12 protein-coding genes are annotated in these 13,840 nt (G+C 68.5%); 6 read left to right on the forward strand and 6 right to left on the reverse strand.

Annotated features, from left to right (window positions below; all coding sequences use genetic code 11):
- Nucleotides 1-60: 60 nt before the first annotated feature.
- Together M0R89_RS08625 and M0R89_RS08630 are read right to left on the reverse strand one after the other, a co-directional pair.
- On the reverse strand, nt 61-813 hold the full coding sequence (locus tag M0R89_RS08625; RefSeq protein ID WP_248652141.1) for an SIMPL domain-containing protein: 753 nt from the start codon (nt 811-813) through the stop codon (nt 61-63).
- A 60-nt stretch (nt 814-873) separates the two neighbouring features.
- Nucleotides 874-2,211 (reverse strand): TIGR00341 family protein, encoded by a 1,338-nt coding sequence (locus M0R89_RS08630; RefSeq protein WP_248652142.1) that lies wholly within the window; start codon nt 2,209-2,211, stop codon nt 874-876.
- 139 nt (nt 2,212-2,350) lie between these two features.
- On the opposite strand from M0R89_RS08630, the gene engB reads away from it, so the two are divergent.
- The 3 genes from engB to M0R89_RS08645 all read left to right on the forward strand — a co-directional run bounded on the left by engB (nt 2,351) and on the right by M0R89_RS08645 (nt 4,906).
- On the forward strand, nt 2,351-2,971 hold the full coding sequence (engB, locus tag M0R89_RS08635) for a GTP-binding protein EngB (RefSeq protein ID WP_248652143.1): 621 nt from the start codon (nt 2,351-2,353) through the stop codon (nt 2,969-2,971).
- 164 nt (nt 2,972-3,135) lie between these two features.
- Nucleotides 3,136-4,371: an NAD(P)/FAD-dependent oxidoreductase gene (locus M0R89_RS08640; protein ID WP_368408864.1), complete on the forward strand. Its 1,236-nt coding sequence runs from the start codon at nt 3,136-3,138 to the stop codon at nt 4,369-4,371.
- Nucleotides 4,372-4,417: 46 nt separating this feature from the next.
- Nucleotides 4,418-4,906, forward strand: a complete 489-nt coding sequence (locus M0R89_RS08645; RefSeq protein ID WP_248652144.1) for a hypothetical protein — start codon at nt 4,418-4,420, stop codon at nt 4,904-4,906.
- Nucleotides 4,907-4,981: 75 nt separating this feature from the next.
- Here the strand turns inward: M0R89_RS08645 and M0R89_RS08650 are convergent, their stop codons facing one another.
- Complete coding sequence (locus M0R89_RS08650; RefSeq protein ID WP_248652145.1) at nt 4,982-6,031, reverse strand: N-acetyltransferase DgcN family protein; 1,050 nt, start codon at nt 6,029-6,031, stop codon at nt 4,982-4,984.
- Between the two features lie 101 nt (nt 6,032-6,132).
- Between M0R89_RS08650 and M0R89_RS08655 the strand changes: the two genes are divergently transcribed.
- From M0R89_RS08655 to M0R89_RS08665, 3 genes are all read left to right on the forward strand, one after another.
- Nucleotides 6,133-6,828 carry a helix-turn-helix domain-containing protein gene (locus M0R89_RS08655; RefSeq protein ID WP_248652146.1) on the forward strand — a complete coding sequence of 232 codons (696 nt, stop codon included), beginning with the start codon at nt 6,133-6,135 and terminating at the stop codon, nt 6,826-6,828.
- A gap of 181 nt (nt 6,829-7,009) precedes the next feature.
- Nucleotides 7,010-8,488: an APC family permease gene (locus M0R89_RS08660; protein WP_248652147.1), complete on the forward strand. Its 1,479-nt coding sequence runs from the start codon at nt 7,010-7,012 to the stop codon at nt 8,486-8,488.
- A complete protein-coding gene (locus M0R89_RS08665) occupies nt 8,481-9,731 on the forward strand; it encodes a M20 family metallopeptidase (protein ID WP_248652148.1) in 1,251 nt (416 codons plus the stop codon). The genes M0R89_RS08660 and M0R89_RS08665 overlap by 8 nt, the downstream gene beginning before the upstream one ends.
- Before the next feature lie 46 nt (nt 9,732-9,777).
- On the opposite strand, the gene ddh is transcribed toward M0R89_RS08665, so the two are convergent.
- The 3 genes from ddh to M0R89_RS08680 all read right to left on the reverse strand — a co-directional run bounded on the left by ddh (nt 9,778) and on the right by M0R89_RS08680 (nt 13,826).
- The gene (ddh, locus tag M0R89_RS08670; RefSeq protein WP_248652149.1) at nt 9,778-10,707 is read right to left on the reverse strand and encodes a D-2-hydroxyacid dehydrogenase; all 930 of its coding nucleotides are present in this window, start codon (nt 10,705-10,707) and stop codon (nt 9,778-9,780) included.
- Between the two features lie 203 nt (nt 10,708-10,910).
- A complete protein-coding gene (locus M0R89_RS08675; protein ID WP_248652150.1) occupies nt 10,911-12,200 on the reverse strand; it encodes an eIF2B alpha/beta/delta subunit family protein in 1,290 nt (429 codons plus the stop codon).
- Between the two features lie 45 nt (nt 12,201-12,245).
- On the reverse strand, nt 12,246-13,826 hold the full coding sequence (locus M0R89_RS08680) for an Hvo_1808 family surface protein (protein ID WP_248652151.1): 1,581 nt from the start codon (nt 13,824-13,826) through the stop codon (nt 12,246-12,248).
- Nucleotides 13,827-13,840 lie beyond the last annotated feature (14 nt).

Consider the following 13,840-nt stretch of genomic DNA (forward strand, 5'->3'; position numbering starts at 1 on the left):
AAGCCACGGTATTCCGGAGGAAAAGGATTCAGGCCGCGACGCGCGACAGAGCGAACCGGGCTACCCGGTCGCGTTGTACGTCACCGACACCTGCGCGGTGACGGTGACGGGACCGGACTCGATCTGCGTTCCGGCGTCCGCCGACTGGGCGGTCAGCGCTTCGGCCCTGACGGGACTGAAGCCGACGTCGCCGGTCGAGACGGTGTGGACGCCCGTGACGGTCAGGTTCGCGCTCTCGGCGAGGACGCCGGCGTCGGCGCGAGCGTTCTCCATCGCGTTCCGGAGCGCGTCGGCCCGGACCTCTCGGCGGCGCTCCTCCGAGAGCGTGAGTTGGACGCTGTCGACTCGGTCGGCCCCGTTCGACACCGCCGCGTCGATGACGGGCCCGGCGCGACTCACGTTCGAGAGGGTAATCTCGAAGGCGTGGACGCCTTGGAATCCGACGGGTCGCCGTTCACCGTCTTCCTCGCGGTACTGCTGGTCGATGCCGTACTGCACCGTCCGAATCTGGTCCTCGGCGACGCCGGCGTTCCGGAGCGCTCGCTGCATCCGCGTCGCGTTCTGGGCGAGTCGCTCCCGGACCGCGTTCGCGTCGTCGCCGCTGGCGAGGACCGCGACCTGTAGCACCGCTTGGTCGGGTTCGGCCTCGGCCTGTCCGGACGCCGAGACGGCGATGGTCTCGCCGCTGCTGTCGGTCTGGTTGGTCTGGTCCGTCTGTGCGTTCGCGCTCGCCGCCGGGTCGAGACTGCCGGCGCATCCGGCCGTCACCAGCAGGAGCGCGACCCCCACCGTTGCGAGTAGTTTCCGCGACATCGACACTCGGTACGCCGCCGGTCGGCAAAAAGCTCTGTATGAGTGAAACGACGGTTTGACCTATCCCTCGGGCGCTCGTTCCCCAGACCGCGTGTCGGGGTCGTCGTCGTCGTACTCGACGTACCGAACTTGCACGTCTATCTCGTGACCGGTGTTGCGGTTGATGCGCTCGCTCAACAGTTCCGCGAGGCCGGGATACCGTTCGCCCGGCGGTTTGCCGACGGTGACGACCACCCGGCGCGACCGGTCGAACGGGAGGCTACTGCCCGCCTTGAACTCCGTGCCGAAGAGTCGGGCGTCCTCGTAGGGCGACCCCGTCTCGCCGATGACGCTCTCTACCTCTTCTTGGGCCTGATTCTGGAAGGTGGCGTTCTGGATGCTGGTGAAGGTGACGCCGCCGAGGAACAGCGACAGCAGGCCGATGAGGAGGACGAGGACGCCGATGCGCTTGAACAGCGCCGTCCGGGTCTCGTTCCGAGTGAACCAGTTTTTCGGCCGGTAGCCCAGATACCAGAGGACGACCAGTCCGGCGAGGTTGATGGAGAGGATGTTGACGAGGACGAGGACCAGCGAACTGACCGCCGCGAGCGGCTGTTGCCACGCGATGGCGATGCCGACCGCGGCGGCGGGCGGGACGAGCGCCGCGGCGATCATCACGCCGACGATGGCGACCGAGACGCCGGAGGCGAGGCTCAGGACGCCCGCCGCGCCCGCGCCGATGGCGACCGCGAGCGAGAGGAAGTCGGGCGTGAGTCGCCCGCTTACCTGCGAGATGTCGAGAACGTCTGTTCCCGGCGGAATCAACAGGCCGTAGCGCACGATAACCGCGAAGACGGCCGCGGCCGCGATGGCCGCGAAACCGCCGATGAACTGGTACTTGACCCCTCGGCGGAACAGTTGGCGGTCGCCGAGGACGGTGCCGACGCTCGCGCCCATCGCCGGGCCGATGAGCGGCGCGATGACCATCGACCCGACGACGACCGCCGGGGAGTCGAGCAGCATCCCCGCGGTGGCGACTACCGAACTGATGACGGTCATCGCCACGAACGTCGGGAACTCCGGGGTCATCTCGCGGGCCTCGGTCCGAATCTCCTCGCGGGCGATGGTCGAGGGGTTGTCGTTCTCCTCGGCGAATCGCTGTTCGAGTTCCTGATACTGGCGGGAGGTGTCGGTCTCGGCGTCGATGATGACCGCGTGAGGGTCCTCGCCGAGTCCGGCGTCCTGCAACTTGTCGAGAATCGGCTGGACGGCGCTGGTCGGCAGCGGGAAGTACGCGATGGCGGTGTACTCCCGGCCGCTGGTCTCGTCGGTCAGCATGTAGTCGACGCCCTCCTCTTCGAGGACGTTCGAGACCAACTCTCGCTTGCCCGCCGGAATCGAAACCTGCACGAGCCGCATGTGTTCGGAGATGGTACGGTGAGTGTAAATAAGCCGCGGCACACGGACGGAGACCGGGTTTCGCGCGTCGGCCGCGGGTCGCCGGACTCGGGGCCGCGGGAACCACGCCCGTTAAACCCCGTGACCGGCAACAAAACCTATGTTCGAGAGTCGCCCGGGCCGCGACGCCGAAGTCGTCTTCGTCGGCCGGTCGAACGTCGGCAAGTCCACGCTGATGCGCGAGATTACCGGCCACACCTTCGACACGGGGAGCAAACCCGGCGTCACGCGGTCGCCCAACCACTACGACTGGACCAGCGAGGACTTCGTGCTGACCGACCTGCCGGGGTTCGGCTTCATGTCCGGCGTGCCCGAGGAACAGCGCGAGCAGATAAAGACGAACATCGTGCGCTACATCGAGGAGAACGCCGACAAGATTCTGGTCGGGGTCCTCGTCGTGGACGGCAAGAGCGCGGTGGACATCATCGACCGTCACTCGGGCGAGGACGAGGTGCCCTACGACGTGGAGATGTTCTACTTCCTCCGGGACGTGGGCATCCCGACCGTCGTCGCGGTCAACAAGATGGACAAGGTCGACGACCAGGACGAGCGCCTGGACGAACTCTGCGACCGGTTGGGACTGCACCCGCCGTGGAAGCAGTGGCAGGACACCATCGCGCCGATTAGCGCGAAGCGCGGGAACGTGGACGCGCTCAACGAGGCGGTCAAGGACCACCTCCACGAGGCCAAGCGCGACGACCTGCTGAAGTTCTTCTCGTAGACCCGAGGCCGTTCCCGCACGCGCCGGTTCGGAGGCGTCGCCGGCGTGTGCTGGGTCGGATGCGTCGCTGGCGCGTGCCGGGCCGGTCGTCGAAGCGAGCGCCCGCCTCGGGAAAGAAATATCTGTCCGAGACACATATATAGGGGCCTTAAAGAAACATTTTCGTGTCCGACGACGACCTGATAGCCGACCCGCAGAGTTCGGCCGCCGAGACTGGCGGACCGCCGCGCGGCGCGGCCCCAAGTCGGAACACGCCCACGCCCGTACTGCGGACAATGACTCAGACTCCGGCCTACGAGGTGGTCGTCGTCGGCGGCGGGCCGGCGGGACTCACCACCGCGCTCTACGCGACCCGACTGGGCCACCGGACCGCGATGGTCGACCGCGAGGGCGGCCGCTACGAGTCGGTCGCGTCGGTCCACAACCTGCTGGGCGTCTCCGAGGACGCGTCGGGCGGCGAGATTACGGAACTCGCCATCGACCAACTCGAGGAGTACGGCGCGGACTACTACCGGGACGACGTGCGCGACGTGGCGCGAGCCGAGGGCGACGACGCCGAAACCGACTTCGAGAACGAGAGCGACGACACCCGGTTCCGCGTGACCGGCGAGAGCGTGGCGCTCCGGGCCGACCGCGTCGTGTTCGCCACCGGGTTCACCGACACGCCCCCCAACGTCCGAGGTCTGCGGGAGTTCACCGGCAGGGGCCTCCACTACTGTCTGCACTGCGACGCCTACACGCTCGGCGACGAACCCGTGTTCGTCCTCGGTCACGACGACCACGCGGCCGGGATGGCGATGATGCTCCTGAACTTCACCGACGACGTGGACCTCCTGCTGAACGACGCCGACCCGACGTGGGGAGACGACGCGGCCGCGCAGGTCGAGGCCCACCCCGTCGAAGTGGTCGAAGACCGCGTGGACCACGCGTTCGCCGAGGAGAACCCCGACCGCGGGAGCGGCGACGAACGACGAGGGAGCGACGACGACCCGTGGCTCGGCGGACTGGAGTTCGCCGACGGCCACACCCGCGAGTACGGCGGCGGGTTCGCGGTCTACGGCAAGGAGTACAACAACGAACTCGCCGCCGACCTCGGGTGTGACCTCCGGGAGGACGGGGCCATCGCGGTGGACGACGACCGCGAGACCAGCGTCGCGGGGGTCTACGCGGTCGGCGACGTGACCCACGGCCAGAACCAGACGCCCGTCTCGCTCGGCGACGGCGCGTACGCCGGTATCGCGCTCCACAAGGACCTCAGGCAGTTCCCGGTCCCGGCCGACGAACTCGACCGCGTCCCCGACCTCGACGTGCCCGCGATGCCCGACGACCTCCGGGCGCGGATGTGGCGCGTCCGGGAAGCCGACGACCACGCCGGGATGGCGCCCGAGAAGGAGAGATAGCGGGGACGGAAGGCATATTACGGCCCGGCCGCACGTGTCGGATATCGTGAGTGATGCGTCTCGTCGTGAACTCCTCCGCGTCGGGGTGGCAGGTCTCGCTACCGCGTTTACCGGCTGTACCACGGGAGTACAGTCCCCGATACCGTCGGAGTCGTCACCGTCGTCTCCGTCCTCCGAGTGTCGCGGAACCGAGAGGACGACTATCGACTTCGAACCCGTAACACTCTCCGAGAACCGAGCCTCGCACCTGTATCCGCTCGTCTACAGCGACCTCGACGCGCCCCACCAGCGAATCGTCGACCGGGTGCGCGACTCCGGCCGGTACGCGGTCTGTGACCCCGTCCCCGAGACGACGGACTCGTTCGTCACGCTCGCGCGAAACCGCGTACGCCGGCAAATGGACGAGTACCACGCCCGACACACGACGCGACCACCGGGCTATCTCGCGACGGCGTATCTCCAGCGAGCGAGGTCGTACTTCGCGTTCGACATCGACGCCGGCGACGTGAGTATCTCGGACAGCGACGTCGAGTAGCCACGTTACTCGGCTCTGATTCGGACGACGCGAGCAGTACTGTCCGCTTCGAACTGAGAGACAGAATCAGACGACTCAGACCGCGTCCAACACGGCGTCGAGGAGTCGCTCCGGACCGCCCTCGTCGTAGACGTTCCCGGCGGGAAGCCCCCACGCGGCCGACTGTTCGTCGGCGTCGCCCCACGTCGAGAGCGCCGCGACCTCGGTCTCGCCGTCCGCCAGCGCTTCGACGGCGGCCGCCTCGCGCTCGACGCCCGCGACCGAGAACCGCTCGAAGTCGGCCCGGCCCTCGCGTTGGGGGTCGTCCACCAGCACGACGGCGTCGGGGTTCGCGCCGTGGAGGAGCGAGAGCGTGACGCCCGAGTAGGCGCGGTGGGTCAGCGCGGCCTGCCCCTCGACGAACACGACGTCGTAGTCCTCGGCGACCGAACAGACCAAATCCTCGACAACGCCCGCTGTGAAGTCGGCGGGCACGCGGTCGACGACGACGCCGCGGTGGGCGCCGACCATGATGCCGGTCTGGCCCGTCGCGACCCATCCCGCGTCGAGTCCGGCCGCTTTGGCCGCCCGGTAGAGTTCGAAGGTGGTCGTGCGCTTGCCGACCGCGCAGTCGGTGCCCACCGTCAGCACGACCGTCGCGTCGAGGTCGTCCACCCGGCCGTCGCCGACTCGCAACTCGTCCTCGGCGGGCGGTTTCCGCACGTCGAACAGGCGGACCCCGAACTCGTCGGCGATGTCGCGCCACTGGCAGTCCTCCGAGAGGAAGGTGTGGAGACCCGAGACCACGTCGCATCCCGCCCGCATCGCTCGTTTGATGTCCGCGACCCACTCGTCGGGGAGTTCGCCGCCCGCGGGCGCGACGCCGATTACCAGCGCCTCGGCGTCGGGGGCCGCGTCGAGGGCTTCCTCGGTCGAGGCGACGACGGGAACGTCCGGGACGCCTTCGCGGCCGAGCACCTCGGCGGCGGTCCGCCCGGCCCGCGTCGAATCCACGACCGCCTTCGCCTCGAACAGTTCGCCGTGCATCACTACGCCGTTCGCGGTCTTGCCCTCGGTGGTTCCGAACTCGCCCTCCGCGAGGACGACCGCGGGAACCGGCGCGTCGAAGGCGTCGTAGAGGTCCATGACGGTTTGGCACGGACGACTCGCCCAAAGGCTCACCCCCGTCTATGAGAGGGGCTGAAAGACAGCTATTTACGCGGGGATTTCGTCCGCTCCACTGAGGGATGGTACAGGATAACACGGGTGGACTGCGACTCACGCTCGACATCTGGCACCCCGACTGCTGGACGCTGGAGGTGACCGACCGGGCCGCGGGCGGTCTACTCGGCCACGGCGTCCACCGCATCGACGGGAAGGCCAACGGGCGATTCACGGCCTACGGCGACTCGACCGACGAGGTGGACGAGTTGCTCGCCGAGATACGGGCCTCTGAGTTGACCGACTCGGTCTGGGAGACCGCCGACCCCCACGCCGACGCCGACACGCAGGTACCCGGCACGGCGAGTCGGGGCATCGTGGTCCGGTACGACATGGACAACAGCATCAACGACGCGCTGGTCTCGCGGGGGTTCATTCCGGACGAACCGGTCCGGATGTACGACGGCCGGGAGTACTGGACCGTCATCGTGGACGGGAGTCGGAACGCGGTCCACGAGCGCATCGACGCGGTCCGCGAGGAGATGGACGCCGACGTGGCGGTCGAACTCATCACCGCTCCCCGCTCCGGGAGCGGGATGTTCCGGACCGACGCGCTCTCGGCCCGCCAGCGCGAAGTCTTCGAACTCGCCCGCCAGCGGGGCTACTACACGTGGCCCCGCGAAGTCTCGGCGACCGAACTCGCCGCCGACCTCGACATCTCGAAGGCGACCCTGCTCGAACACCTCCGGAAGGCCGAAGTGAAACTCCTCGGCGAGGACTGACGGCCCCGTTCTCTCCGATTTCTCCCGACTCGCACTCGGTGACGCGGACCGCGAGCGGGCGAGGTTCTAAACGACCGTACTCCCGTCTCTGACTCCGAAATGTCAGCGCTATCGGCTCTTCTCCGGGACCCTTCCATTCTAGGCACGGGGGCTTTCCCGGCCTATCGGACTATGATAGGGTATGACATCACAATCGAGAGACGACAGGAGCCTCTCGCGCGACATGGGACCGCTGGCCGCGATGAGTACCGTCGTGGCGGGCACCCTCGGCGCGGGACTGTTCGTCACGCTGGGCACCGCGAGCGCGACCACCGGACCGAGCGTCATCCTCGTGGTCGTCCTCTCGGGTCTGCTCGCCATGAGCATCGCCATCAACTACAGTTGGATGGCCACCATCTTCCCGGCGGCCGCGGGGTCGTACGCCTACGTCTCCCGGACGTTCGGAAGTCGGCTTCCGGGCTTCCTCGTGACGTGGTCGAAGTGGCTCGGCTACATGGCCGCCGACGCCGTCCTCGCTATCGGATTCGGGAGCTACCTGCAGGTGTTCTACCCCTCGGTGGACCCCGCGCTCGCCGGGTTCGCCCTGCTGACCGTCCTCTTCCTCGTGAACCTCGTCGGGACGAAGGGGTACAGCGTCTCGCAGAACGTCATCTTCGGCGTGCTGATGCTGTCGATTCTGGTGCTGGTGATTCCGGGGACGGCGAACGTCGATATGGCGAACTACCAGCCGTTCTTCACCGGCGGCTTCGACGGGTTCGTCGCCGCCGCCGTCCCGCTGTTCTACGCCTACATCGGCATCGCCGTCGCCGGGCAGATGGGCGCGGAGGTCAAGAACCCCTCGCGGAACCTCCCGCTGGCGATGGCGGGCGGGACGCTCGTGCTCATCGTGCTGTACGTCTGGACCGCGGCGGTCATCTACGGCGTCGTCGGCGACTACACGACGCTCGCGAACTCTGCGCGTCCGCTGGCTACCGCCGCCGAGGCGTTCCTCGGCGACGCGGGCACCGCCGTCGTCGCCTTCGGCGGCCTGCTCGCCACCGCCTCGTCGGTCCACGCGGTGATGGCCGCGGGCATCAAGATGCCCTACTCGTGGTCGTGGGACGAGGTGTTCCCCGCGAAGTTCTCGGCGGTCAGCGACCGATTCGGCACGCCCCACTGGTCGCTGCTGACGCTGTACGTCGTCGCGGCGAGTCTGACCTTCTGGAGCGCGGGCCTGAATCAGGCGCTCGCCATCGCGACGTTCAGCTACCTCATCGCGTACGCCTCCGTCGCCGTCGCCGCGGGCTATCTCTACGCGACCGACCCCGAGAAGGCCGCGACGGCCGGTTTCAATCCCGGCAAGTGGCTCTACCTCCCGGTCGCCGTCGGGGGACTGGGTTCCGTCGGCCTGCTGACGCAGGCGGCCAACTGGAGCGCGCTCGTCGCGCTCGACTTCGCGGCGCTCTCGACGCTCGCGGTCTACCTGCCGTGGCTGGCGGTCGGAATCGTCATCTTCAGCGTCTACTGGTACCGCGGCGAGCGCAAGGGAACCGACGTGCAGGCCATCCTCGACACCCTGCCGGGCGTCGCCTCGGACGAGTACGACCCGAACGTCGGGCGCGCCGCCGACGAGAGCGTCGGCGTGGGCGACGAGAACGTCGGAGGTGCGAGCGATGACTGAGACCGGAACGAGCGCCGACGCCGACGCGAAAGCCGGCCCCGAACTCGCGGTGGACCCCGACGAGACCGTCGACCTGCTCCAGCAGATGGTCCGGATTCCGAGTCCCTACTTCGAGGAACACGACCTCGCGGAGTTCGTCTACGAGTGGCTGGACGACCGGGACCTCGACCCCGAGTACCACCGCGTCAGCGAACCCGAGATTACGGAGTACGAGGGCGACAACGTAATCGCGCGGCTCGAAGGCTCCGACCCCGACGCGCCGACGCTCCTGCTGAACGCCCACATGGACACCGTGAAACTGGTCGAGGACTGGGAGGAGGACCCCTGCTCGGGCCGCATCGAGGACGGCAAACTCTACGGGCAGGGCGCCTGCGACATGAAGGGCGGTCTCGCGGCGGTGATGAAAGCCTTCGAGGCGCTCGCGGAAGTCGAGGCGAACGGCGAGTTGCGCGGCGATGTCCTCCTCACTGCGGTCGTGGACGAGGAAGGGCCCTACGGCCTCGGCACCGACCGACTCATCCGGGACGGCATCACCGACGAATGCGACGCCGCCATCGTGACCGAACCGGGTCCCATCCTCGCCCAAGAGGACCTCGACAACCCCGCGCTCCTGCTCGGGGCGCGCGGGCGCTACCTCTACGACATCACGGTCAAGGGGAAGGCGGCCCACGGTTCGCAACCCCACAAGGGCGTCAGCGCGCTGGTGGACGCCGGCCGACTCGCCGAGCGCCTGACCGAAATCGAGGTCGGGAGCCACGAGAAGTTGGGCGAGGGGTCGGTCTGCCCGCTCATGCTGAACTCCGGGAGCCAGACCCTCTCGGTGCCCGAGCGCGCCCACCTGATGGTGGACCGCCACGTCGTCATCGGCGAGAGCGAGGCGGACGTGCGCGCCGACGCCGAACGGGCGGTCGCGGACTTGGACCTCGAAAGCGAGGTCGAAATCAGTTTCCGCGAGGCCCCGGACCCCGGCATCAAGTACGGTCCTTACGTCACCGACGAGAACCACGAACTCGTCGGGGCCTTACAGGGCGCGACCCGGAGCGTCACCGGCGCGGACCCCGCACTCGGCTACTTCGCCAGCGTCGGCGACTTCAACTATCTGGGCGACCGGGCGGGTCTGCCGACGGTCATCGTCGGCCCGGACGGCGAGAACATCCACGGCGCGGGCGAATTCGTCTACACCGACGAGGTGGTCGAGGTGGCCGACATCGTGACGCAGGCGGCGGTCGAGTTCTGCGGGTGAACTCGGCCGGGACCCCTCGTCTCGACTTCCGTTCGGATTCCGCGTCTCACACCACGCGATTCGTCATCTCCTCGCCCTCCGTCACGCGCTCGACGTTCTCCCGAACTAACCCGGCGATGTGGCGGTAGTAGTCCCGCTCGGCCGCGGCGCGGTGGGGCGTCACGAGTACCTCCTCGAAGTCCCAGAGCGGCGAGTCGTCGGGGAGCGGTTCCTCCTCGAACACGTCGAGACCCGCGCCCGCAATCTCGTCGTCCCGGAGCGCGGCGACCAGTTCGTCCTCCGCGACGACCGGCCCGCGGGCGACGTTGACGAGGTAGGCGTCCTCGCGCATCGCGTCGAACTCCTCGGCACCGACCAGTCCCTCGGTCTCGTCGGTCAGCGGGACCGCGAGCGCGACGAACCGGGCGTCAGAGACGGCCTCGCGGAGGTCGTCCGGCGTGTAGACCGCTTGAGTGTGCGGGGTCGGGTCGCCCGAGCGCCGGACGCCGACGACCTCCATGCCGAGCGCGTCGGCGCGTTCGGCGATTCCCTGCCCGAGCGTGCCCAGACCGACGACGCAAAGGCGCTCGCCGTCGAGCGTGAACGGTTCGTCCCACGCGGGGAGGCTCCACTCCCGGGACTGTTGGTTCCGGACGTAGGTGTGGAGGCGGCGCGCGAACGAGAGCATCAGTCCGACCGCGAACTCGCCGACGCTGGTGTCGTGGATGCCCGTGCTGTTGGTCAGCGCGACGCCCCGCTCCTCGAAGGTGTCGAGCGGGAACCGGTCGTACCCGGCCTGAATCGAGTGAATCCACCGGAGGTCGGCGTCGAGGAACGCGTCGGAGTACGCGAAGGTCACGACCGCGTCGCAGTCGCCGAGTTCGTCGTCGCCGACGACCGGCACTGCGGGGTCCGCGTCCGAGAGCGCGTCGCGGAGTCGTTCGGGCGGAAAGACCGCACTGACGGATTCGTGAATGCCGAGGCGTCGTACCTGCATGGCTCACTGTCGGTCGCCTCAGCCGTTGAATCTTCGGGTCGCAGAAGGCGGCTCGGATGAAAGGCCTCGTCACAAGGGGCTCAGTGGGGGTAACCCTCGTCACTGCCGCCGAGCGAGAGTAGACGGGGCGGCGTAAAAAGGCTCACGCAGTGGGCATCGAACCGTCGTCGCGCCGCGGATTCGGTCGGACGACGACGGACGCCTCACTCGCCGTCGCGCCACGCCGAAAGCTCCCGGAGTTCGGTCGCGACGGCCGAGACTCCCTGCTCGTCCAACGCGCCGCGCTCCGTGATGACCTCCGAAACCGCGCTCGCGGGCGTCACGTCGAAGGTCGGGTTCAGCGCCTCGATTCCGGCGTCGCCGTCGTAGACCGCTTCGGGGTCGCCGTCCTCCAGATGCACCGCGTCGTCGGTCCGGACCTTGTCGCTCGCGGCCACGGCGTAGACCGGAACGCCCTCTCGATTCGCCGCGAGCGCCGCGCCCCGCGTCCCGGTCTTGTTCACCACGCGCCCGTCAGGCAGTACCGCGTCCGCACCGACGACGAGGGCGTCCACGTCCTCGGTCGCCAGCACGTGCGAAATCGCGGCGTCGGTGTGGAGCGTCACGCGGGGACCGGAGCCCTCGGAGTTCCCGCCGTTCGCGGCCAGTTCTTCGGCGACGCCGACGCCCTCACGTGCCGGACGCGACTCGGCGACGAACACCCGCCGGGCAGCGGGCAGGGCGTCCAGCACGGTGCCGGACCGCGAGAGCGTCAGGACGCGGTCGCCTCGAATTTCGTCGGCGGCGTTCTCGGCGGCCCCTTCGTCCGCGCGATAGGCGCGCTCGATTCCCTCGCGGGCCGCCCGTTCGACGGCCGCCGCGCTCCGGTCGCCCTCCGCCTCGGCCATCGCGCGGTTCACCCGGTTGCCGACCGCGGCCATGCTCGGTCGGACGTCGAGCAAGCGCTCGGCGACGGCCGCGAGTCGGGGCCAGTCGTCGCTCGCGCCGCGTCGCGACGCGCGCTCTGCGAACGACCTCGCCCGGTCGCGGAGGACTTCGAGCGCCCGGACCGAGAGATACGCCGACCCGTGGTCCGCGTCGTCGGCGACCTGTTGGACGGTCGGGGCGACCCGCGAGTAGGACGCCCAGAGGTTCGGGACGGTGTCGCGCCGGCGGATTTCGGTCGGGTGGACCCACTCCGACTCGGCGCTCTCCCAGTCGGTCTCGGCGTCTCGGCGGTCGCAGTCGAAGAGGTAGGGGTGGACGACCCACCGCGTCCCGAGGGCTTCGTCCTCGAACTCGAAGGTGACGCCCTCCCGAGCGAGCGCGCAGGCGTCGAGCAGGCCGGTCTCCTCCGCGATTTCCGCGCGCGCCGCGGCGTCCGGGTCGCCCTCGGCGTGGCCCGCGACGCCGGCCCACTTCCCGGGGTAGGAGCCGACTTCCTCGGAGCGACGCAGGAGCAGCACCTCGCCTCGATTCCGGAGGAAGCAGGTCACGACGTGCGTCTCGTCCATACCGGCGCGTCGGTCCCGAGCGCCAAAAAAGAGGGCGGCGGCGAGTCAGGCCTCGGTCGTCGTCGCGTTCGCGTCGCCGGATTCCGTCGTCGCGTTCGTCACCGTGACCGGTCCGACCTCGGGCCGGACCTCCGAGAGTCCCTCGACGGTCGGCGCGTTCACGATTGTCACGTTCCGGCCGTCGGTGTCCACGTAGAACGCGTCGGCGAACTTCCCGTCGGCGATGCGCCACGTGTTCGGGCCGACCTGCCGGGCGCCCCAGTACTTCAGCACCCGTTCGTAGCCTTCCACGAACTGCTGGGCGTTCTGGGGCGAGTCCCACGCGAGTTTCCAGACGTAGCCGAACGACCCGTTCCGGTTCTCGTAGACGTGGAGTCGGTCCCCGTCCCACCCGGTCGAGTAGTTCGACTCGTAGTTCAGCGGGTCGAACGTGCTGACGTTGCCCGACTGGTTGTAGTCGAACCACTCGTTCGCCGGGATGATCTGAGTCTGGCCCTGACTGTGGTAGTAGGGGTAGACGAACGTCATCATCACCGCGGCCTCGCCGAGTCGGGCGTAACCGGGCCGGTCGGGCGCTCGCACGCGCGACCAGTTTCCGGTCGCGGTGTCGTTCAGCGTCACGTTCGTCGGCGGGTCGCTCCGGTACCGGAGCGGGTGGATGACCTGCTCGGTACTCGCCGGCAAGTCCTCGTACAGCGCGTTGACGGCGTCCCAACCGCCGACGTTCCGGACCATGCGGACGAACGCGGGACCGTCGCTGTACGGTTGGAACTTCAGGAGGTAGACTCCGATGTTGGCGAGTTGGCCGCCCGCCCCTCGCTCGGGCGCGTCGAGACACTGCCAGTTCGCGCCGCACTGGCGCTCGTAGAGCGTCTCGGTGTAACTCGCGTCGCCCTCGACCACACCGCTTATCGCGTTGACCTCGTCGCGAAAGTCGCCCTGCAACTCGTCGCCCGAGAGGTTGAACTGCTCGTCCTGCCACGCGTGCATCAATTCGTGTGCGAGAGTCAACTCGTCGATGCGCAGGTCCTCCGCGCTTTCGGCGATGACCACGATTTCGTCGCGCTGCGGACTGTAGTACCCGAGGACGCCGGTCCCGCGGTTCTCGCTCTGGACCGCGAGGGAGTCCTCGTCCTCGCCGACGAGGAACAGCGCCTCGAACTTCCCGTTGTCGAACTTCCGGAGTCCCTCGGAGGCGTTCCGGTTCGCCTCTCGGTTGCGGAACTCCTCTCGACTGATGACCGAGACTGGCACGCTCTGGTTGAACTCGATGCACCGCACCGCCTCGACGCGGGCCATCGTCCGCGAGACGATTCGCTCGCGCTCGCCCTGCTGGACCCCGTCGCCCTGATTCACGTCGATGGACTCGTCGTACCAGATGCCGTTCTCCCAGCCTTTGACGTCGGAGTCGGGGTCCGACCCGTTCTCCGGCGGGGTCGCTCCGCAACTCGTCTCGACCTGCTCGCCGCCGCTTCCGTCCTGTGCGCTCGCGCTCGGCGTCGTCGCCGCCGCGGTCGGCGGTTTCGCGTCGGCGGGCGACCCGCCGAGCGTCGCGCCGGCGACTCCCGACCCGAGCATCGCGATTACCAGTAGTACCGCTGTCAGCTTGCTCCCCTGTGATAACATTACCCACTTTTCCC

Origin of the sequence: Halorussus limi, from assembly GCF_023238205.1 — an archaeon.
Classification (GTDB): domain Archaea; phylum Halobacteriota; class Halobacteria; order Halobacteriales; family Haladaptataceae; genus Halorussus; species Halorussus limi.

What these genes read in the sequence shown, in the direction of transcription:
- M0R89_RS08625 (WP_248652141.1), bottom strand. Translation starts at nt 813, where the DNA reads ATGTCGCGGAAACTACTCGCAACGGTGGGGGTCGCGCTCCTGCTGGTG.
- M0R89_RS08630 (WP_248652142.1), bottom strand. Translation starts at nt 2,211, where the DNA reads ATGCGGCTCGTGCAGGTTTCGATTCCGGCGGGCAAGCGAGAGTTGGTC.
- engB (WP_248652143.1), top strand. Translation starts at nt 2,351, where the DNA reads ATGTTCGAGAGTCGCCCGGGCCGCGACGCCGAAGTCGTCTTCGTCGGC.
- M0R89_RS08650 (WP_248652145.1), bottom strand. Translation starts at nt 6,031, where the DNA reads ATGGACCTCTACGACGCCTTCGACGCGCCGGTTCCCGCGGTCGTCCTC.
- M0R89_RS08655 (WP_248652146.1), top strand. Translation starts at nt 6,133, where the DNA reads ATGGTACAGGATAACACGGGTGGACTGCGACTCACGCTCGACATCTGG.
- M0R89_RS08660 (WP_248652147.1), top strand. Translation starts at nt 7,010, where the DNA reads ATGACATCACAATCGAGAGACGACAGGAGCCTCTCGCGCGACATGGGA.
- M0R89_RS08665 (WP_248652148.1), top strand. Translation starts at nt 8,481, where the DNA reads ATGACTGAGACCGGAACGAGCGCCGACGCCGACGCGAAAGCCGGCCCC.
- ddh (WP_248652149.1), bottom strand. Translation starts at nt 10,707, where the DNA reads ATGCAGGTACGACGCCTCGGCATTCACGAATCCGTCAGTGCGGTCTTT.
- M0R89_RS08675 (WP_248652150.1), bottom strand. Translation starts at nt 12,200, where the DNA reads ATGGACGAGACGCACGTCGTGACCTGCTTCCTCCGGAATCGAGGCGAG.
- M0R89_RS08680 (WP_248652151.1), bottom strand. Translation starts at nt 13,826, where the DNA reads ATGTTATCACAGGGGAGCAAGCTGACAGCGGTACTACTGGTAATCGCG.